This is a genomic window from Enterobacter sp. ZOR0014 (genome assembly GCF_000798855.1).
GTDB lineage: Bacteria > Pseudomonadota > Gammaproteobacteria > Enterobacterales > Enterobacteriaceae > Enterobacter > Enterobacter kobei.
This window is the reverse complement of sequence record NZ_JTLF01000124.1, coordinates 1-20,026: the sequence shown is the minus strand read 5'-3', so window position 1 is coordinate 20,026 and position 20,026 is coordinate 1. Positions and strand designations below refer to the sequence as shown.

Sequence of the window (20,026 nt, the reverse complement as noted above, 5' to 3'; positions counted from 1 at the left end):
ACCAGCAGTCGGTCGCCAGAGGACCGGTTGTAATACGGTGTTTTCTGGAGCGTTCATAATCTAACTTCTTAATATGGTTAAAAAATGCCTGGTCAATATCTCAAAAAGAGATCGACCAGGCGTAAACATGACCTGGCTTGAACTTTTATAGCCGCACCGGGCATACGCTGGGGGGAGATAGGCGCACTAAAAAGAAGAACATGAATTAAGTTTTCAAGCCAACCGCTAGCCAGAACACAACCCGGTGTTTGACTATAACAACGTTCTCAAGGAAAAAATTAACATGGCTATACCAGCTTACTTATGGCTTAAGGATGACGGTGGAGCATTAATCAAAGGCGGAGTTGATGTTCAGCACAGAGAATGCAGCATTGAGGTAAAGGGGTTCCATCATAACCTCATGATCCCAACTGATAACGCCACCGGCAAAATAACCGGTACGCGCATACATTCACCTATGTTAATCATTAAAGAATTCGATTGCTCAAGCCCATATCTCTATAAAGCGGTAGCGACAGGGCAAAGCCTGGTCTCTGCTGAGATAAAATGGTACAGGATTAACTACTCCGGCCAGGAAGAAGAATACTTTACTATGCTGCTCGAAGGCGTCAGGGTCGTTTCTATCTCGCCCGCGATGGCACCAGGCGATAACCCTAACGAAAACCATATGGAAACGGTTGAACTACGTTACGAGAAAATTACCTGGAAGCATAACGACGGGAACATCATCTTTAGCGATGCCTGGAACGAGCGTCAGTCAGCGTAAAGAACGTAAGGGGCAAGCCGCCCCTTAATCATATAACCAGTGCCCGGATTTGGCAGACTCAATAATCATTTCGAGCGTTAGCGGCTTATACTGTCGATCCCGAAACTTCTTTCGAAGTCCAAACTGGAACCAAAACAGCTCCGGCTCAAAATAGTTGTCCAGAACAAAGTTGCTGTACTCAATCCCATAGCGATTGAAAAGGTCAAGCAGCATATCCTCAAGATCTTCAGGAACGAGGTTGAAATGCTCCTGGAAGGTCCATTCCTTCTGGGCGGGACGTTTCAGTTCACTGTAGTTTTCAGTGATGTAATCCAAAAATTCTTGATCATCAGGCAATAACATTAGAAGTATGTCCATTCGATCCGATCTTTCGGTCGGGCTATCAGGTTGTACTTGTTTCTGGTTTCTTTGGCCACAAGGGTAAATACAATGACTGCCTGGGCATAGCCGACGAACGGAACAACCCTTCCAACTACTGCCCCAACCTTATTTGTTTGTCTTGTTTTACCCATACCGATCATGGTCTCCACCCTCATACCTCCAGGAAAGCGGACTCCCTTCAATATGCGACGTGCTAGTTTGGAGGCAACACTTGTACGCGAGCCTGACGCGCCCAACACCTTACGCTTGGGTATTAAAGGCTGACCTGCAAGGATTGTTGCAGCAGTCTCTATCGTTACGCCCAAATGGTTCGCCAGACCCTCAGCGAATATCAGCAAAAATAGCTCCTGTGGGGTTACATTCGAATTCCCGCGATAGAAATATGTCCCACCAGATTCCTCTATTGTATCCATAGCATCATCCTGAATTCAGTTTAAACAAGGTTATAGCCTTGCTTAACTTAAGGATAATGAGTGAGTAATAGTTTTATGAAATTAAGAAAAGCGCCCGCAAACAGGCTATTTGTCGATTATGAGGTCGTGATGTCGGCAAGCTGTAATGAGGCCGGCATCTTCTGAAATTGCATATAACATATGAGCTTGACTTAAGGATATTTTACATCCCACCTTTACTCCGCTTTACAGACCCGCTCCCCTGCATGCTCTACAGTTTATTTTTGCTGCCGCGCTGCGCGGCATTTGACCGTTTTGTTATGGAGAGCCCGCATGTTAACCCGACGATTATCCTGCCTTGCGCTGCTGATGGCGCTGGCGTCACCCGCAATGGCCGCGGATACCCCTTCCTACGGCGAAAAGCTGGAAGGTTTCGATTACGGCTGGCCGGTAAAACACTTTACCTTTACCTCACAAAACCAGTCTCTGGATATGGCTTATCTGGACGTTAAGCCGGAAAAACCCAACGGTCGCACCGTGGTATTGATGCACGGCAAAAACTTCTGCGCTGGAACTTGGGACGGCACGATCCGCGCGCTCTCGGCCAGGGGTTATCGCGTGGTGGCACCCGACCAGATCGGTTTCTGTAAATCCACCAAGCCGGAGCGGTATCAGTACACCTTCCAGCAGCTGGCGGACAATACCCATGCGCTGCTCGCATCCCTGGGTGTCGATCGCGTGACGGTTATCGGGCATTCGACCGGCGGCATGCTGGCGACGCGCTACGCGCTGATGTGGCCGCAGCAGGTAGAGCAGTTGGTGATGGTCAATCCGATTGGGCTGGAAGACTGGAAAGCGCGCGGTGTGCCGCATATTACCGTCGACCAGTGGTACCAGCGCGAACTGAAGGTCAGCGCCGACGGTATTCGTCAGTACGAGAAAAACACCTACTACGCTGGGGAGTGGAAGCCGGAATACGAGCGTTGGGTGACCATGCTCGCCGGGCTGAACAACGGGCCGGGTAAAGCGCGCGTGGCCTGGAACTCGGCGCTGCTCTACGACATGATTTACACCCAGCCGGTGATCTACGAATTTAGCGACCTGAAGATGCCGGTATTATTGATGATCGGCACGAAGGACAACACCGCCATCGGGAAAGATCTCGCCCCGCCGGAGATCCGCAAGACGCTCGGCAACTATGCGGTGCTGGGGAAAGAGACGGCAAAACGCATTCCGCACGCGACGCTGGTGGAATTTAACGATATGGGTCATGCGCCGCAGATGCAGGATCCTGCGCGCTTCCACGAGGCACTGCTGAAGGGGCTTCAGCGCGGCGATCCGCTTTTAGAATGATTTTCCACCTCTTTTCACTACACTAATAGCATTTTGCCCGCTGTCGAGGCCTTGCGTTTCCCGCTATGATAAGCGGCTAGTCTGAGGAGAACGCATGGTCTGGATAATGCTGGCAACGCTTGCCGTGGTGTTTGTGGTGGGATTTCGCGTCCTGACCTCAGATTCCCGCCGCGCCATCAAACGTTTAAGCGAACGGCTGGGGATCACCCCGATGCCGGTTGAGTCGATGATCGATCAGTTCGGTAAAACGCCGGGCAATGAGTTTATCCGTTATCTTGAACGCCCGGACGAGGCGCATCTGCAAAACGCGGCGCAGGTATTGCTGATCTGGCAGGTCTGCATTGTCGACGGCAGTGAAGAGAACCTGCATACGTGGCACCGTCTGCTGCGTAAAGCCCGCCTGGGTGCGCCGATAACCGATGCGCAAATTCGTCTGGCGCTCGGCTTTATGCGCGAGATGGAGCCCGACCCGCAGGAGCTTAATGCCTTTCAGCTACGCTATAACCATCTTTTCCTGCCGGAAGAGGGCGTGTTTTACCTGCATTAATTCCCTCTAAAAACCACAAAAGTTGTCTAAACGTTAAATTCGTCACACTTTTGATGATAAACTGCGCGACTTTTCCGCACGTTTTTATCTTCAGGTGACGCCATGACAGAACATATCCAGCCCTCGACCAGACCGCAGACCAAAGAGGTTTCTCGCCCCAACTGGTCGGCGGTTTTCTCCGTGGCGTTCTGCGTTGCCTGCCTGATCACCGTCGAGTTTCTGCCGGTCAGCCTGTTGACGCCGATGGCGCAGGATCTCGGCATTTCCGAGGGCGTGGCGGGGCAGTCCGTTACCGTGACCGCCTTTGTGGCGATGTTCGCCAGTCTGTTTATTACGCAGGTGATTGGCGCCATTGACCGCCGCAAAGTGGTTATTCTTTTCAGCGTCCTTCTGACGCTCTCCTGCCTGCTGGTCTCCTTCGCGGAAAACTTCACCCTGTTGCTGCTGGGGCGCGCCTGTCTGGGACTGGGTCTTGGCGGTTTCTGGGCGATGTCCGCCTCGCTCACTATGCGCCTGGTACCCGCGCGTACGGTGCCGAAAGCGCTGTCCGTCATCTTCGGTGCGGTCTCCATCGCGCTGGTGATTGCCGCACCGTTGGGCAGCTTCCTCGGCGGGATCATCGGCTGGCGTAACGTCTTCAACGCGGCGGCGGTGATGGGCGTGCTCTGTATTCTCTGGGTATGGAAGGCATTGCCGTCCCTGCCGGGCGAAGCGGCGCATCACAAACAGAATATGTTCAGCCTCCTCAAGCGTCCGGGTGTGCTGGCGGGGATGACCGCCATCTTTATGGCCTTTGCCGGGCAGTTTGCCTTCTTCACCTACATCCGTCCGGTGTATATGACCATGGCGGGCTTTGACGTGGATGGTCTGACGCTGGTGTTGCTGAGCTTTGGTATCGCCAGCTTTGTCGGTACGTCGCTGTCGTCCCAGTTCCTGAAACGTTCCCTGAAAGTGGCGCTGGCTGGCGCGCCGCTGGTACTGGCAGTGAGTGCCACGGTGCTGGTGCTGTGGGGTAGCGATAAGTGGGTCGCCTCGGCGATTGCGGTTATCTGGGGCTTTGCTTTTGCGCTGGTGCCGGTTGGCTGGTCGACGTGGATTACTCGCTCGTTGGCCGATCAGGCGGAGAAAGCCGGGTCGATTCAGGTGGCCGTGATCCAACTGGCAAACACCTGCGGCGCGGCGGTGGGCGGCGTTGCACTGGACCATCTGGGACTGACGTCGCCGCTGGTGATTTCCGGTACGCTGATGTTGCTGACAGCGCTGCTGGTGGCCGGGAAGGTTAAGGCGAAGTAAACCAAATGTCCCCTCTCCCCTATGGGGAGAGGGGACATCAGGCTACGCCGATGCCTTAACCCTTCTACGCGAATCCATCGAAATCAGCACCACCGACGACACAATCAACAGCGTCCCCAGCCAGTCCGGCAGGGTGAACGCCACACCCAGCAAAACCACCGACAGTAATGCGCTGCTCAGCGGCTCAGCGCAGCTCAGAATGCTTGCCTTCGGCCCGCCAATCATCTGTGCGCCTTTCAGATACAGGCTAAATGTTAGCGCCGTACCGATTACCACCAGGTAGAAGAAGGCCAGCAGCAGGCCGCCGTCAATCACAAAGGTGGTCCCGCGTCCGGCGTAGAACGGCGTCAGCATGAGCCCGGCAATCAACATACTCCAGCCGACAATCGGCAGCGTGCCGTAGCGGGCAATAAGTGTTGAGGGATACGTGGTGTAAAACGCGGCGGCAAAGGCCGAGGCGATACCGAAGAACAGCGCGGCAGGAGAGATGGAGAGCGAGGTCGGGTCGCCGTGAGTCACCAGCAGGAAAGTACCTATCAACGACGTAAAAATCGCTGACAGGACAAACACGCCGGGACGCTTTTTTCGCGCCAGCGCAAACCAGGCCACGATAATGGTCGGTGACAGAAACTGCAGCACGGTGGCGGTAGCCGCGTTGGATTTTTCAATCGTCAGCAGGAAGGTGAGCTGCACGGTAAGCGCGCCAACCAGAGAGAAGAACAGCAGGCTGAGGGCATCTTTGCGATGCTTGATGACCGAGAAAATCTTGTCGCCGTGAACGAAAGAAAGCGTCAGCAGGATCACGCCGGTAAACAGCAGGCGAACCATGGTCAGATAAGGCGAAGAAATGTGGCTTTTCTCCATGATGTACTGCGCGCAAACCCCTGAACTTCCCCATAAAACGGCGGCGATCAGGACGTTTAACATCCCTTTGCGTGTGGAACCCATGTTCTCCCCTGCTATGTTGATTTTTTTGTAGCATAACATGGGATATAGCCGGGTTGTGTGCGGCCTGATGCCCTCACCCCAGCCCTCTCCCACAGGGAGAGGGAGAAAACACTAAAAACGGCAACGTTGCGTTGCCGTTTTGCGTTTACCTTGCTAGAACCACGCCTCCCACATCGCGCCGACGTTGAAGTCGTCCAGCGTTTCGTCTTTGGTATTATTCACGCGGGCGGTGCGTTCGTTATCCACTTTGCCGCCGGTCACGTAGAAGCGCAGCATTGGACGGAACTCCGGCCCCATGGCGATAGACATGTTCTGCGACAGGGTCAGCTTCCAGCCCTTGTTATCGCCGCCGTTGTCATAATCAACGTGCTGCCAGCCCGCTTCGAGCCAGGTGGAGTGAACGTCGTTCCACCAGTGCATTGGGCGCACGATGGCGTTGTAGTTCTTACGGTTGTCGGTCTTATCACGACTGTTGTCGTAGTCGTGGAAGGCGAGGATGTACTCTACCTGCGTGGCCTGGGTGAATTTGTATAATCCTTCGAAGCTGGCGTAAACCGTGGTCAGATCCTCGGTTTTGTTGAACACGCTGTTGTCCGCATTATCGGAGTAACGCGCGATCACCTTGTTCACGCCGCTGTCGTTGGTGTGGCTCAGCACCACGCCGCCCTGCCAGGCGTTCAGGCGCTCGTCGCTTTCAACCGCTTTGGAGTCAAAGCCGTAGTTAGCGTACAGCTCCATGTCGATCGGGCCGAGCTTCATGCCGTGAATTTTTGACGTCGCGGCGTAGTTGCCTTTGTCGCCCGTGCCGGAACCGCCGGTACAGGTGATGCGCGACGGGTTGGCTTCATCCTCCATCACTTCCGGGCTACAGGATTCCACTGCCGCCACGGCAGCGACGTCAAACTGCACGCCGCCGATGTCGAAGTTTTTCACACCGGCACCCTGGCCGTCGTGGTTCATCCAGAAGTAATCGTTAATGCCCTGCTGTGGACGCTGATGGAAGTCACGACCCGCCCAGAAATAGGCGTTCGGGTTGGAGGCCATAATGTTGGTCACGCCCGCGTAGGCTTTTTTAAGGTTAACTTCGTCGCCCCAGTGGTCGATCATCACGTTGATGTCCCAGATGGCGCCGTTATCACCCTTGAAGGCTTTAGAGAGCTGGAATTCCCCACCGTTGCCCTCGTTACCCAGACGACCAATCGCGGAGGCGCCGTTGTAGGAACCGTCCACCGCTACGTATTTCTGATCGGCGGCCTGGAAGTGCGCGCCGTAGCGGGCGTAACCGGTAAATTTCACCCCGAACGGGATCGCCATATCCGGGGATTGCGCCGCGCTTTGCGGCTCGGTCACCACGTCTGCCTTTTTCGCGACCGCCGCATCCATTTTGGCCTGCCGCTCGGCCAGCGCTTTGTCCACCGATTTAGCCACAATGGCGTCGATTTGCTCCTGCGTAAATTCTTGTGCGAGTACAGAAATTGGGCAAAGCGCGGCGATAACCGCCATGGTTAATGGAAGTTTTTTAATCGTATTCATGGTTATCTCAATATAGTTTAATTTTATTCAGACAATAACCATCCCGCTCCGATCTGACAGAGTATGTCGCTATCATCAGAACAAGTGGATCTCTATTTAGGGTACAGAGGTATTACATTAATTATTTCGCCATAGACTATCTCTGATATAAATGAATAATTTCTTCGGATAATTCACGCGCTAATAAGGAGTTCATTAAATGATCCTGGGCATGAACCATAATTAAGGTCATCGGCTGGCGGCCTTCGCCAGCATCCTGCTCAATCAGTTTGGTTTGCATCTTGTGCGCCTGGCGCGCGTAGCCATCGGCTTCGCGCAGCAGACTTTTGGCCTCGTCAATGTTGCCCTGACGCGCCGCGTGCAGGGCTTCAAAGCACAGGCTGCGGGACTGTCCGGCATTGACGATAATTTCCATTACGGCTTCTTCTAGTGCGATCATCATCATTACTCTTGTTCAAAACTATTATTTAAGGCGGTGGCGGCAAACCACTCTCCGCTTTTCTTAATGGTGCGCTGCTGCGTCTCTACATCGAGCTGAATAAACCCGTAGCGATTTTTATACGCATTACACCATGACCAGTTATCAATAAACGTCCACATATGGTAGCCAAGACAATTGCAGCCCTCGCTAATCCCTTTATGCAGCCACGTTAAATGCTCAGAAATAAACTCGATACGGTATTTATCGTTAATCTGGCCATTTTCAATAAAGCGCTGTTCATTTTCGACACCCATGCCGTTTTCCGAAATAAAGCAGCGCGGGTTGCCGTAATTATCACGCAGGTTAACCAGAATATCGTAAATACCCGGCGCGTAGATTTCCCAGCCGCGGTACGGGTTCATCTTGCGGCCCGGCATGTCGTAGTTATCAAAGAACCACTCCGGCATAAACGGCGCCTGCGGGTTCACCGCGCTGTCACGACACTTAACGCGGCGCGGCTGATAGTAGTTCACGCCGAGCAGGTCGATTTTCCCTTCCGCGATCAGGGCGCTATCTTCCGGCTTACAGGCAGGCAGCTGATCGTATGCCTTCAGCAGCGCAACCAGGTCCGCCGGGTATTCGCCGCGCAGGACCGGGTCGAGGAAGCTGCGGTTAAACATCAGATCCGCAATGTGTGCCGCCTTCACGTCCGCCGGGTTTTGCGAGCGCGGATAGGACGGCGTCAGGTTTAATACGATGCCGATTTCCCCCGCGTAGTGACCGGCGCGGTAGGCCTGAACCGCCTTTGCGTGGGCCAGCACGGTGTGATACGCCACGGTGGCTGCCCGACGAAAATCCACCACGTTCGGGTAGTGGAAGTCGTACAGATAGCCGCCTTCCACCGGGACGATCGGTTCGTTGAAGGTAAACCAGTGCAGCACGCGATCGCCAAACAGCTCGAAGCAAATCTGCGCATAGCGGGCGTATGCGTCCACGACTTCTCGGTTTTCCCAGCCACCGATCGCCTGCATCGCCATCGGCATGTCGAAATGGAACAGGGTAATAAACGGCGTGATGCCCTGTTCATTCAGCTCATCAATGACCTGATGATAAAAATCGACCGTTTCCGGGTTCACTTCACCGATACCGTCAGGGATCAGGCGCGCCCAGCTAATCGAGGTACGAAAGCTGTTGTGGTTCAGCTGCTTTAACAGCTGAATGTCCGTTTTCCAGTGCTGATAAAACGTGGAGGTCTGCTGCGGCCCCACGCCGTTGTGAAAACGGTTTGGCTCGCGGGCAAACCAGTAATCCCACGTGGTTTCGCCCTCTCTTGCCCCTTCCGTCTGGAGAGCGGAGCTTGCGCTGCCCCACCAGAAGTTATCGGGAAATGCGTATTTCATGACCTTTCCTCTTTGACTTAATTGCTTGCGGTTTCGGCAGCACCGACGGTTGCCTGGGCTTTCTGCTCTTCGTTTTTCATCAGCGTACGCTCATAGGCACGCAGGAAAGGCAGATACATCAGCGCGGACATCACCATACACACAAGGCACATCACCACCGGGCTCAGCGCCCAGTTCGCCGCCCACGAGGCGCCAATCGGTGCCGGGGTGGTCCACGGGGTTAACGAGACGACCTGCGCCAGCCAGCCGAGTTTGGTTGCCGCATACGCCAGACAGGCGTTGATCAGCGGAACGCACACGAACGGAATGAACAGCATCGGGTTCATGATGATCGGCGCGCCAAACAGAATCGGTTCGTTGATGTTAAAGAAGCTGGGCACCACGCCCATTTTGCCGATGGTACGCAGATGGGTAACGCGGCTGCGCAGCAGCAGGAACGCCAGGGGTAACGTGGAGCCTACGCCGCCAATCAGCAGGTAGTGATCCCAGAAGCCCTGCAGGTATACGTGCGGCAGCGCCGCGCCGGCCGCCAGTGCCGCCTGGTTTGCCGAGAGGTTCGCCATCCAGAACGGGTTCATGATGCCGGTGACAATCAGCGAGCCGTGGATACCGGCGAACCAGAAGATCTGGCACAGCAGCACGGAGAGCAGAATAGCGGGCAGGGAGTCGGAGGCAGAGACCAGCGGCTCCAGCAGGTGCATGATCGCCTGCGGGATAATCATCCCGGTTTGCGCTTCGATGAACAGGTTCAACGGGTGCAGGGTACCGATCACCACCATCACCGGGATCAGGATCTCAAACGAACGCGCCACGCCGGTCGGTACTTCTTTCGGCAGGCGGATGGTGACGTTGTTCTGCTTCAGCCACGCATAAACGCGGGTGGCGTAGATGGCGGTGATCAGCGCGGTAAAAATGCCCTGGCCGGAGAGATACTGGGTCGAGATTTTACCGTCGGCATACGGCGCGGCGACCAGCAGGAAGGCCATAAATGCCAGCAGGCCGGACATCACCGGGTCGAGGTTAAACTGGCGCCCCAGGCTCGCCCCAATCCCCACCGAGATGAAGAAGGTCATCACGCCCATGCTGAGGTTAAACGGCAGCATCAGCTGTTCGCGGTAAGTCTGGGAGAAATCCAGCCAGCCGCGCGCAAAGCTATTGGTAGTATCCGCCGAAAACGGCGGGAAGATGAACACCAGCATAAACGAGCCGATGATCATGAACGGCAGCGCGGCGGTAAAGCCGTCGCGGATAGCAATCACATACTTTTGCTGACCAAGTTTGGCGGCCAGCGGGGTAATTGACTGCTCAATCACCGCGACCATGGATTGATATAACGAACTCATGTGAACACCTTTTAGTGTGCCGCTTCGATGAGCGACAGAGCATAGTCCAGTACTTTATCGCCACGCTGCATGCCGTAGTCCATCATGTCGATGGGCTGGACCGGAATGCCTTTCGTAGCCGCCTTGTCTGAGAGTGTCTGTAACATGTATTTCACTTGTGGTCCGAGAAGCACCACCTGGTATTGCGGAAACTGCGTATCAAATTCGGAAACACCGTACGCATCTATTTTCACCGGCAAACCACGTTCTTTCGCGACATCGACCATTTTGCTGACCAACAGGCTGGTGGACATCCCGGCAGAGCAGCACAGCATAATCTTGAACATCGACAACCATCCTCTAAATGTAAAAAGTTATTGCGGGAATGATTGGACATTATACGGAAACCGGTTTCCATTCATAAAAGACAGAAGTGTGACAACCATCAAGATCCCTTACTTATGAGGCTAATTAACCGGATGTAAGTCACATAATTTGGCTGTTTTGACATCATTTTGAGTGGAAACGGAAAATCGGTTTCCATGGAAAACGGAAACGGATATACTCCGTTCTGGCTATAATATGAGCCGAAGCGGTCATGGAATTTGCAGGCGCGAGGTAAGCCTGTCAGGGGAAAGAGATGTCGACAATCAATGATGTATCACGTCTTGCCGGGGTATCTAAAGCCACGGTATCGCGAGTGTTGAGTGGGTCGCGTGGCGTAAAGGAAGCCAGCCGTCAGGCCGTTCTGAAGGCAGTGGATGAGCTTAACTACCGGCCTAATGTGATTGCCCAGTCGCTGCTGAGCCAGTCGACGGGATGTATCGGCGTCATTTGCGCACAGGAAAATATTAACCAGACCACCGGTTATTTGTACGCGCTGGAAAAACATCTCAGCCAGCATCAAAAACACCTGCTGCTGCGCTTCGCGCATAGCAAAGCCGAAGTAATGAATGCGCTCGAAGAGCTCTCCTGCGGTTTGTGTGATGACATCCTCGTCATCGGCGCGCGTTTCCCGCTGGACGTGGATATGGACAACGTCATCCTCGTGGACTGTATGGAGTCCGATAATTCCAATAGCATCCAGTTCGATCACGCCTTTGCCGCTGAAACCGCCTGTAACTACCTGACCAGCCAGGGTCGTCGCCAGATTGCCCTGATCCACCCGCACGGCAGCGGTTTTGCCGATCAGGTGCTGCTCGGCTACAAACATGCGCTGGAGAAAAATTTTCTGCCCTTTAATCGCAACCTCGTCTTTATGGACGCGACCTCCTCGTCCGTTGCGCTACAGGAGCTGCTTAACAACGCCAGCACGCTGAATTTCAACGCATTACTGGTGGCGGACGAGCAAGAAGCCCAGCGAGTGATCCCACAGCTGCAGGCGTTTAATAAATCCGTGCCGGAAGACATTATGGTCTTCAGCCTTGCTGGATCCCTGCACCTGCCGGGTATTCCGGTGATCCCGGCCATTGAATATTCCATGGATGCCATGGCGGCGCGTATCGTGAGCTGGCTGACGGAGAAAACGCAGATGCTGGGTTCGTATGTGCTGCGCGGGGATTTAATTATTCCGGATGTGCGTAAGCGTTAAAAATGTTGTGTAGGCCGGGTAAGGCGCAGCCGCCACCCGGCGAGAAGCACGTTTCCAGCCCTCAATAATCTTCCATACAGTCCACCTGACCAATCGCCGCCCAGTAAGCATCCAGATTGTCGCGCTTGACGGCGGTAACGGCATTTTTGATCAGCAACTGATTGGCCTCGGACGACAAAATCATCTCCTGCCAGGCTTTATCGCTCTGCTTTCTCTGTGGCGTACAGGTTTTCTTAATATCTTTAAGGACCTGCTGCTTTATTTGCGCCTCTTTCGCGGGGTCATCCTTTTCCTGAGCATGGACAAACGCGGCGAAGAGCAGACAAACCAGCAGGCAGACCAGGTGCGCAGCTTTCATCAAAACCCCCTTTAGAAGTCACATGCTTCCCATGAAATATATCGTTACATTCAGTGTAGCGACGCCAGTCGAAAGTATGAATTTTCTCCACGCCACCGGTGTGCGATAGTGAGACGGCACAGAAAACAAGGAGAGAAAATATGCACTTGAGCATTACTGACGCCGTCACGCCGCAGGAAAAAGAAGAGCTAATTGTGGGTCTGAGAGCCTATAACGGACGGTTCCTCGATTTGACGAACTTTAGCGGTGACATAGGCGTTTACGTTCGAGACGAAAAGGGCGTCATGCTGGGCGGCTTAATCGGCGTACGTAAAGGCGACTGGCTGAATATCGACTATCTCTGGGTGAGCGATACCGTACGGGGCAGCGGTGTGGGCAGCCAGCTTATCAACACGGCGGAAAATGAAGCCAGGCGTAAAGGCTGCAAGCACGCGCTGGTGGATACCGTTAGCTTCCAGGCGCGCCCGTTCTATGAAAAACAGGGCTACCAGCTGCAGATGTCTTTGCAGGATTACCCATACCCGGGTATGCAGCGTCATTACCTGACGAAAGCGCTTTAAATTCTGATTCTGCGGGCCGGGGAAGCGCAGAGCCACCCGGCGATACCCGCATATAACTTATCCTTCTTATTGATTCTTTTTCGTTTTTTATTTCCCCGCCTCGTTGTCGATATAGTCATTGAAACATTCAGCAAAAGGAACTGTCTCGTGAAACGTCGATTGGGTGCGCTGGTCCTCGCTGGCCTGCTGCTGGCAGGGTGCGATCAAAATGGCAGCGATGCCAGACACATTAAAGTAGGCGTCATCAACGGCGCCGAGCAGGACGTGGCGGAAGTCGCCAAAAAGGTGGCGAAAGAGAAATATGGCCTGGACGTGGAGCTGGTCGGCTTCAGCGGCTCGCTATTGCCTAACGATGCCACCAACCAGGGAGAGCTGGATGCCAATGTCTTTCAGCACCGTCCGTTCCTTGCAGAAGATAACAAGGCGCATGGCTACAAGCTGGTTGCCGTGGCGAATACCTTCGTGTTCCCGATGGCCGGTTATTCACGCAAAATCAAATCCGTTTCGGACCTGAAGAACGGTGCGACCATTGCCATTCCAAACGACCCAACCAACCTTGGCCGCGCGCTGTTGCTGCTGCAAAAAGAGAAGCTCATTACCCTGAAGCCAGACACCGGCCTGCTGCCGACGGCGCTGGATATTACCGCTAACCCTAAACATCTGAACATCATGGAGCTGGAAGGGGCGCAGCTGCCGCGCGTGCTGGACGATCCCAAAGTGGATGTCGCCATCATCAGCACCACCTATCTTCAGCAAACCGGGCTGTCGCCGGTGCATGACAGCGTCTTTATAGAAGATAAAAATTCGCCGTACGTGAACATCGTGGTGGCGCGCGAAGACAACAAAGACGCGGAGAACGTGAAGGAATTTATCCAGTCGTATCAGTCACCGGAAGTGGCGAAAGCGGCTGAGACGATCTTTAACGGCGGAGCGGTACCGGGCTGGTAAATTCTGCCTGAAAACGCGGAGTTTAAATTGGCCCGATTCCATCGGTAATCGCCCTTTAACCCACAGCGTGACCTGCGACGTCGGGCTATCCTCCTTATCACACCAACCGGAGGATAGCCCATGAACATTACCCAAATTCGCAACGCCACCCTGCTGATTACCTACGCTGGGAAACGTCTTTTAATCGACCCGATGCTGGCCCCGAAAGATGCTTATCCGGGCTTTCCCGGCACGGCACATGCCGAACGCCGTAACCCGACGGTCGAACTCCCTGTTGACGTCAACACGCTGCTGAACGCCGACGCGGTGATCGTCACCCATACCCATGACGATCACTGGGATCGCGCCGCGGCAGAGCTGATCGCCAAAGACAAGCCGATCTACGTGCAAAACGATCGTGATGCCGCGCTGCTGCGCAGCCAGGGGTTTATCAACCTGACGGTCATGACTGACGCGACCACCTTCGACGGGATTCAGATTGCTAAAACCCACGGCGGCCAACACGGTACCGACCGGGCTTACGCCGTGCCGGAGCTGGCGGAGCGTCTGGGCGAGGCCTGTGGCGTGGTGCTGCGTCATCCTGATGAGAAGACGCTTTATCTTGCCGGGGATACCGTCTGGCGTGACGCGGTGGCGGCCGATCTGCAAAAGCACCAGCCGGACGTGGTGGTACTGAACGCAGGCTATGCACACGTCATTGGTTTTGGCCCCATTATTATGGGGCAGGAGGATGTGCTCAACGTTCATTTCCTGCTCCCACAGGCCAAAATAGTGGCGAGCCATATGGAAGCCATCAACCACTGCCTGCTGACCCGCAGCGCGCTGCGTGAGTACGTTGAAGCCAATCAGGTGAGTGACGCAGTGACCATTCCCCAGGATGGCGAAACCGTTATATTCTGAGTGCGTTAAAGGGAAAGGAGAGACAAATGTCGCTAATCAACGTCGCGATTGTCGCGGTAGACGGGTTCAGCCCGTTCCACTACTCCGTTCCCTGCATTCTGTTTGGCGATTCCGTCTCCGGCGAAAAGCGCTTTAACGTGACGATTTGCGCCGAAACGCCGGGGTTCCTCACCTCAAAAGACGGGTTCGCCCTCAACGCCACGCAGGACTACACCGCCATTGGTCGGGCCGATATAGTCGTTGTTCCCTACTGGCAGCACGTCCTCGAACGCCCGCCTCAGACGCTGCTCGACAGCCTGGTGCAGGCGAGAGACAACGGCGCGGAAATCGTCGGGCTGTGTCTGGGGTCGTTTGTGCTGGGCTATGCGGGCATTCTCGACGGCAAGCGCGCTGCCACCCACTGGGAGTTCGAAAATCAGTTCCAGTCGCTCTTTCCGCACGTCCAGTTGGATATCAATGCCCTCTACGTGGATGACGGCAATATCATCACCTCTGCCGGAACCGCGGCTGCGCTGGACTGCTGCCTGTATATCATTCGTCAGCGCTTTGGCAGCGTGGTCGCCAACCAGATTGCCCGGCGGATGATTGTGCCGCCGCACCGCGAGGGCGGTCAGGCGCAGTTTATTGCTCAGCCTGTTCCGAATGACACCCGCGATGCACGTATCAATTGCCTGATCGACTATCTACAGCAGCACATCACCGAACCGCATAGCCTGGACTCGCTGGCGGAGGTGGTTTCGATGAGCCGCCGCACGCTGACCCGTCACTTTATTAAAGCCACGGGAATGAGCGTCGCCGACTGGCTTACCGCCGAACGCCTGCGGCGTAGCCAGATCCTGCTTGAAGCCGGAAATATGCCGATTGAACGCGTGGCCGAGCTGGTGGGATTTAATTCTGCCGTCACCTGGCGACAGCAGTTTAAGGCGCGTTTTGGGGTAAGTCCTGCGGAGTGGCGAAAGACGTTTCGTCTGCATAGCTAGCGTGGAAGTTCCACCCCGGTAAGTTGGGTATGAAGAGATTGAGCTACCCCAGCCTCTCCACCCTCGTCTCCCCCTCCGCCATCGACAGCTGGTACAGCGAAAAGGATCTCTGTTTCTCAATCAACTTCGCCAGCTCCGGCGAGTGGCTGGTGAGCCAAATCTGCGAGTAGCGGCTGGCCTCGGCGATTAAGCTCGCCAGCGCGGGCAGCATCTGCGGATGCAGGCTGTTTTCCGGTTCGTTCAACGCGATAAACGCCGGTGGGCGCGGGCTTAACAGCGCCACCGCCAGGCACAGAAAGCGCAGGGTGCCGTCGGAGAACTCCGCCGGTTCCAGCGGCCTGCTCAGCCCCTCGCGCTGCATCATCATGCGAAAACGTCCGTCGGTGTTGTCACTGTAAAACACGCAGCCGGGGAAGGCCTGGTCGAGGATGCGCATCAGGAGCAGTTCGTCGCCAATCTCCACGATGGTCTGAAACGCCGCCGCCAGGTTGGCACCGTCGCTGGCCAGCACCGGTGAACGGAACCCGACCTGCGGGGCACGCATCGCCGAGCCGGATGAGACGGAAAACTCATGATAAAAGCGCCAGTTACGCAGGGACTCGCGCATCTGCGACACTTCCGGGTAAAGATGCGGTTCGCCGAGCTGCCCGAACACCGATTCGTTCTCGTACAGCGTGCCGCTGTGGGTCACTTTCTCGTGATGCACGTTATTCAGAAACACCGCCTGATTCTTACGCTTCATCAGCTGTGACGACGGGCGTCGATGCTGGCCGCTCAGCCAGATGGACTCCTCTTTGATCACCGGGTCGAGCTGAAACTGCGAGGGATAGGGCAGTCTCTCCACAAACCCGACCTGCAGCTCGTATTCGTAGGTCTCGGTTTCCACCGCCAGGTTCATCCGCCGCAGCTGGTCGCTGCGGGTTTTGCCTGCCCAGAACACCTTCAGAATGCCGCCCTCGTTCGCCAGCGCCTGGGAGAACTGCCCCTGGGCGGCGCTGTGCATCAGGTGTATCGCCTTGTAAATATTGGATTTCCCGGTGCCGTTCGGGCCGAAGACGATGTTGAGCTGCTCCAGCTCAAGCGACATCTCGCGGATGGAGCGGTAGTTTTGAATGTGCAGGGTGTTGATCACGGGCAGGCCCCTTTTTGCAGAATAAGCCTGTATATAATCACAGTCTTTGAGGTTAAATGCAAAAAAGAGACGACAGTGAGGATGTCGTCTAAACGGGGTACTGCTTTGGGCCTCTACGGGTCAATGGGGCCTTCGCATTTTTGTGATCACTTGACTGCCAGACGCAGACCCAAATCATCAGGATAGGGATCAAAGTAGTTTTGCGTCATCAGATACCGGTCAGGATATTCGGCCAGGTAGTGCTTCAGCAGCGTGATCGGGGCGAGAATAGGCAACTGCCCGTTGCGATAGTGCAGGATCACGTCGCGCAGCTCACCGCGCTGGCGGGTGTTTAGCTGGTTGCGGAAATACCCCTGAATATGCATCAGCACGTTGGTGTGGTTCTTCCGCGAAGCCGGTTTTTTCAGGATGGTCATCAGCTTTTCCCGGTACGCCACAAAGAAGGCGTCCAGGTCTTCCCACTCGTGCAGCGAGGCAACGAACGGGCCGATTTCACGGTAGCCCGCCTGATGGTGCGCCAGCAGCTGCAACTTATAGCGGCTGTGGAAATCCAGCAGCCCACGTCGCGTCAGACCTTTAGCGCGCAGCGTGTTTAGCTCGTGCAGGGCAAATACCCGCTCAATAAAGTTTTCCCGTAGCACAGGGTCGTGCAGCCGACCATCTTCCTCGACGGGCAGCCACGGGTAGGTTTCAAGAAGGGCGGCGGTGAACAGCCCGACGCCCTCCTTGCGGCCCCGGTTGCCGTTTTCATCGTACAGCCGCACGCGTTCCAGGCCACAGCTTGGGGATTTTGCACAGACGATAAATCCCGAAAGATCGCCGATTTTTGGCAGATAGTCCGCCGTAAATTCGACCATTTTCTGCGTGAGGTCATCATGAGGCGGCTTGCTGAAACGGAGCTGCGTCTCGCCGCTGTCCGTCAGCGTCAGGCGTATGGCCGGGCGAGGCGTCGGCAGCCCGATCGCCATTTCCGGGCAGACGGGGCGGAAATTCACCCACTGGGCCAGCTCATCCATAACGAAGCCCATACGCTTGTGTCCGCCGTCAAAGCGTACGGCGGAGCCGGTCAAACATCCGCTAATACCGAGCACAGGTTTCGTTGTCATGGTGTGGTCCTCCCGTTCATATAATTAAAACTTACACAACATGACTAATTTGTCCAAGTATTCGCGGAACTATTTTTTTTATTCCTTTAGAATCAATGCGTCTTAACTGCCCTTGTAGGTCGAGTAACCGTACTGACTCAGCAGAAGCGGGATGTGCAGCTTTTCGTTGGTGCGGGTCACGGTAAACAGCACCGGGATCTCCGGGAAGAAGGTGTCCAGCTTTTTGCCGTGGAAGTACTCTGCGGTTTTAAAGGTCACTTTATACACGCCAGGCTGCATGTCCTGGTCCTGCGGATAGAGCGATTTGATACGTCCGTCGTGGTCGGTTTTGCCGCTGGCAACCGGGGTCCATTTGTCCTGCTGCTGCTTCTCCAGCGTAACGGTCACGTCTGATGGCGGCATCCCGGTTTGCTGGTCGAGAATGTGGACGCTTAGCGTGCCGGCAGGGGCGCTAAAGGCGGCAGGGGCAAAGGCCATGGCGGCCAGGAACAGCAGAGGGGTTGTTTTTTTCATGGTGTTTTCCTGTGGAGTTATTCGTCACAGGAAAACGTTAGCATCTGCGGCGCGGGAAAATATTCAACTTTTCGTGAAGATTCCCACAGCAGAAAATGATCAGAGGATAATCACTTCAAGCGATACCTGCTGCTGCCACTGCTCCAGCTGCTTTTTCCGTCCGGCGGTAAGTTTGCCGCTGGTGACCAGAAGCCATTTCCGCTCCGGGAAAATCTCCGGAGCCAGCGTGGCAGGGGGAACCGGCAGGATGTCGATCCGGTGACCCTGACCGGTGCGCGTTAGGGCTTCGAGCCAGATCTCGCACGGGTCGTTGAGATGCCAGCCGCTGAGCAGAATATTGTCGCCCGGCGCTTTCTTATCACCTTCGAGACAAAACGAGGTGTAGGCGATGATGATGCCGTCGAGGATCGCGCGCAGGGTCATGGCGGCGGCAACGTTAGCCGAGACCTGGCTGCGCAGCGGACGCAGCACGTTCGCGACCAGCTCTGGTCTTGGGTACTCGCGTCCGGCGTCGTAAATCATCTGGCGCAGGGATTCGACTTTGCCGTCCTGCAGGCGCTGCAGCATGTTCTGCTGCAGGGTTTGCCAGTTGTTGGTCCGCCCCAGCGTCGGGCGCTCCAGCAGCGGTTTGACCTGGCCGATAGGGACGCCTTTTTTGACCCAGTCGAGGATTTTCAGCGCCTGCTGGACGTCCTCATCGCTGTACTGGCGGTGACCGCCTTCCGTGCGCTGTGGCTTGAGTAAACCGTAGCGACGCTGCCACGCCCGGAGGGTGGTGGCGGTAATGCCGCTGAGTCTGGCGAATTCGCCGATGGAGTAAGCCATGTCCGTGTCCAGAGTGGAGGAATACTCTCAATATACTACGAATTTTCCCGAACGGGATGAAGCGCCGAAACGGTGCACTACACTTAACATCCAACCGTGCAAATGAAAGGAATTCTCATGAAGCTATGGCCTGTTGTGACCGGTGTTGCCATTGCGCTGACCCTGGTTGCCTGTAAATCCCCTACGCCGCCGAAAGGCGTGCAGCCTATTACTCATTTTGAAGCCAGCCGTTATCTCGGCAAATGGTACGAAGTCGCGCGCCTGGAAAACCGCTTTGAACGCGGTCTGGAGCAGGTGACCGCCACCTACGGCAAGCGCAGCGACGGCGGTATCAGCGTGCTGAACCGGGGTTACGATCCGGTGAAAAACAAGTGGAATGAAAGTGAGGGGAAAGCGTACTTCACCGGCGAGCCGACCACCGCCGCGCTGAAGGTGTCGTTCTTCGGTCCGTTCTACGGCGGGTATAACGTAATCAAACTGGACGACAAGTACCAGTACGCGCTGGTCAGCGGCCCGAACCGCGATTATCTGTGGATTTTGTCACGCACGCCGACCATCCCGGATGCGGTGAAGCAGGATTACCTGAACACCGCGCGCAGTCTGGGCTTCCGGGTTGACCAACTGGTGTGGGTGAAGCAGTAAAGATCGTGCTTTCTTCGTAGGGTATTACGGACTCGCCTGGATAGACTTCCGTTAAAACCCCAACGGAGGGAAGTAATGCCGATCAGTTAAGGATCGGTTGACCGATCCCGTGGCT

General features: G+C 55.3%; 23 protein-coding genes. 10 read left to right on the top strand and 13 right to left on the bottom strand.

Annotation, left to right across the window (positions count from 1 at the left end; translation table 11 throughout):
* Window positions 1–283 precede the first annotated feature (283 nt).
* Window positions 284–766 carry an Hcp family type VI secretion system effector gene (locus L977_RS06615; RefSeq protein ID WP_047625378.1) on the top strand — a complete coding sequence of 161 codons (483 nt, stop codon included), beginning with the start codon at window positions 284–286 and terminating at the stop codon, window positions 764–766.
* A gap of 24 nt (window positions 767–790) precedes the next feature.
* On the opposite strand, the gene L977_RS06610 is transcribed toward L977_RS06615, so the two are convergent.
* Together L977_RS06610 and L977_RS06605 are read right to left on the bottom strand one after the other, a co-directional pair.
* A complete protein-coding gene (locus tag L977_RS06610; RefSeq protein WP_014881936.1) occupies window positions 791–1,108 on the bottom strand; it encodes a DUF1493 family protein in 318 nt (105 codons plus the stop codon).
* Window positions 1,108–1,560 carry an STM2901 family protein gene (locus L977_RS06605; protein WP_047625376.1) on the bottom strand — a complete coding sequence of 151 codons (453 nt, stop codon included), beginning with the start codon at window positions 1,558–1,560 and terminating at the stop codon, window positions 1,108–1,110. Before L977_RS06605 ends, L977_RS06610 begins: the two co-directional genes overlap by 1 nt.
* Window positions 1,561–1,872: 312 nt before the next feature.
* On the opposite strand from L977_RS06605, the gene L977_RS06600 reads away from it, so the two are divergent.
* The 3 genes from L977_RS06600 (at window position 1,873) to nepI (ending at window position 4,732) form a co-directional block, all read left to right on the top strand.
* Window positions 1,873–2,892, top strand: coding sequence for an alpha/beta fold hydrolase (locus tag L977_RS06600; RefSeq protein ID WP_047625375.1), 1,020 nt, complete (start codon window positions 1,873–1,875; stop codon window positions 2,890–2,892).
* Between the two features lie 94 nt (window positions 2,893–2,986).
* The gene (locus L977_RS06595) at window positions 2,987–3,439 is read left to right on the top strand and encodes a DUF1198 domain-containing protein (protein ID WP_047625373.1); all 453 of its coding nucleotides are present in this window, start codon (window positions 2,987–2,989) and stop codon (window positions 3,437–3,439) included.
* A gap of 102 nt (window positions 3,440–3,541) precedes the next feature.
* Window positions 3,542–4,732: a purine ribonucleoside efflux pump NepI gene (gene nepI, locus L977_RS06590; protein WP_047625371.1), complete on the top strand. Its 1,191-nt coding sequence runs from the start codon at window positions 3,542–3,544 to the stop codon at window positions 4,730–4,732.
* Window positions 4,733–4,774: 42 nt separating this feature from the next.
* On the opposite strand, the gene L977_RS06585 is transcribed toward nepI, so the two are convergent.
* The 6 genes from L977_RS06585 to L977_RS06560 all read right to left on the bottom strand — a co-directional run bounded on the left by L977_RS06585 (window position 4,775) and on the right by L977_RS06560 (window position 10,703).
* A complete protein-coding gene (locus tag L977_RS06585) occupies window positions 4,775–5,680 on the bottom strand; it encodes an EamA family transporter (RefSeq protein ID WP_014881941.1) in 906 nt (301 codons plus the stop codon).
* A 153-nt stretch (window positions 5,681–5,833) separates the two neighbouring features.
* Complete coding sequence (locus L977_RS06580; RefSeq protein ID WP_047625369.1) at window positions 5,834–7,213, bottom strand: carbohydrate porin; 1,380 nt, start codon at window positions 7,211–7,213, stop codon at window positions 5,834–5,836.
* 136 nt (window positions 7,214–7,349) lie between these two features.
* Complete coding sequence (locus L977_RS06575) at window positions 7,350–7,652, bottom strand: PTS lactose/cellobiose transporter subunit IIA (RefSeq protein WP_029741865.1); 303 nt, start codon at window positions 7,650–7,652, stop codon at window positions 7,350–7,352.
* Window positions 7,653–7,657: 5 nt separating this feature from the next.
* On the bottom strand, window positions 7,658–9,034 hold the full coding sequence (locus L977_RS06570) for a glycoside hydrolase family 1 protein (RefSeq protein WP_047625366.1): 1,377 nt from the start codon (window positions 9,032–9,034) through the stop codon (window positions 7,658–7,660).
* 17 nt (window positions 9,035–9,051) lie between these two features.
* On the bottom strand, window positions 9,052–10,377 hold the full coding sequence (locus tag L977_RS06565) for a PTS sugar transporter subunit IIC (protein ID WP_023331699.1): 1,326 nt from the start codon (window positions 10,375–10,377) through the stop codon (window positions 9,052–9,054).
* Between the two features lie 11 nt (window positions 10,378–10,388).
* Complete coding sequence (locus L977_RS06560) at window positions 10,389–10,703, bottom strand: PTS sugar transporter subunit IIB (protein WP_014830072.1); 315 nt, start codon at window positions 10,701–10,703, stop codon at window positions 10,389–10,391.
* A gap of 293 nt (window positions 10,704–10,996) precedes the next feature.
* On the opposite strand from L977_RS06560, the gene L977_RS06555 reads away from it, so the two are divergent.
* Window positions 10,997–11,947, top strand: a complete 951-nt coding sequence (locus tag L977_RS06555; RefSeq protein ID WP_014881946.1) for a LacI family DNA-binding transcriptional regulator — start codon at window positions 10,997–10,999, stop codon at window positions 11,945–11,947.
* 61 nt (window positions 11,948–12,008) lie between these two features.
* Here L977_RS06555 and L977_RS06550 read toward each other — a convergent pair whose 3' ends face one another.
* Entirely contained in the window at window positions 12,009–12,305 is a 297-nt protein-coding gene (locus L977_RS06550; RefSeq protein WP_014881947.1) for a YicS family protein, read from the bottom strand.
* A gap of 140 nt (window positions 12,306–12,445) precedes the next feature.
* On the opposite strand from L977_RS06550, the gene L977_RS06545 reads away from it, so the two are divergent.
* The 4 genes from L977_RS06545 (at window position 12,446) to L977_RS06530 (ending at window position 15,693) form a co-directional block, all read left to right on the top strand.
* The gene (locus tag L977_RS06545) at window positions 12,446–12,865 is read left to right on the top strand and encodes a GNAT family N-acetyltransferase (RefSeq protein ID WP_047625363.1); all 420 of its coding nucleotides are present in this window, start codon (window positions 12,446–12,448) and stop codon (window positions 12,863–12,865) included.
* A 147-nt stretch (window positions 12,866–13,012) separates the two neighbouring features.
* The gene (nlpA, locus tag L977_RS06540; RefSeq protein ID WP_014881949.1) at window positions 13,013–13,813 is read left to right on the top strand and encodes a lipoprotein NlpA; all 801 of its coding nucleotides are present in this window, start codon (window positions 13,013–13,015) and stop codon (window positions 13,811–13,813) included.
* A 120-nt stretch (window positions 13,814–13,933) separates the two neighbouring features.
* Window positions 13,934–14,713 carry an MBL fold metallo-hydrolase gene (locus L977_RS06535; protein WP_045281338.1) on the top strand — a complete coding sequence of 260 codons (780 nt, stop codon included), beginning with the start codon at window positions 13,934–13,936 and terminating at the stop codon, window positions 14,711–14,713.
* Between the two features lie 26 nt (window positions 14,714–14,739).
* Window positions 14,740–15,693 (top strand): GlxA family transcriptional regulator, encoded by a 954-nt coding sequence (locus L977_RS06530; protein ID WP_014881951.1) that lies wholly within the window; start codon window positions 14,740–14,742, stop codon window positions 15,691–15,693.
* Window positions 15,694–15,736: 43 nt separating this feature from the next.
* Here L977_RS06530 and L977_RS06525 read toward each other — a convergent pair whose 3' ends face one another.
* The 4 genes from L977_RS06525 to L977_RS06510 form a co-directional block, all read right to left on the bottom strand.
* The gene (locus L977_RS06525) at window positions 15,737–16,825 is read right to left on the bottom strand and encodes an AAA family ATPase (RefSeq protein WP_047625361.1); all 1,089 of its coding nucleotides are present in this window, start codon (window positions 16,823–16,825) and stop codon (window positions 15,737–15,739) included.
* A gap of 146 nt (window positions 16,826–16,971) precedes the next feature.
* Window positions 16,972–17,931 carry a YbgA family protein gene (locus L977_RS06520; RefSeq protein WP_047625359.1) on the bottom strand — a complete coding sequence of 320 codons (960 nt, stop codon included), beginning with the start codon at window positions 17,929–17,931 and terminating at the stop codon, window positions 16,972–16,974.
* 102 nt (window positions 17,932–18,033) lie between these two features.
* Window positions 18,034–18,444 carry a hydroxyisourate hydrolase gene (uraH, locus tag L977_RS06515; RefSeq protein WP_014881954.1) on the bottom strand — a complete coding sequence of 137 codons (411 nt, stop codon included), beginning with the start codon at window positions 18,442–18,444 and terminating at the stop codon, window positions 18,034–18,036.
* A 99-nt stretch (window positions 18,445–18,543) separates the two neighbouring features.
* Complete coding sequence (locus L977_RS06510) at window positions 18,544–19,269, bottom strand: MerR family transcriptional regulator (RefSeq protein WP_014881955.1); 726 nt, start codon at window positions 19,267–19,269, stop codon at window positions 18,544–18,546.
* A 117-nt stretch (window positions 19,270–19,386) separates the two neighbouring features.
* Here L977_RS06510 and L977_RS06505 point away from each other — a divergent pair, with 117 nt between their 5' ends.
* Window positions 19,387–19,911, top strand: a complete 525-nt coding sequence (locus L977_RS06505; RefSeq protein ID WP_014881956.1) for a lipocalin family protein — start codon at window positions 19,387–19,389, stop codon at window positions 19,909–19,911.
* The last annotated feature ends 115 nt before the right edge of the window (window positions 19,912–20,026 follow it).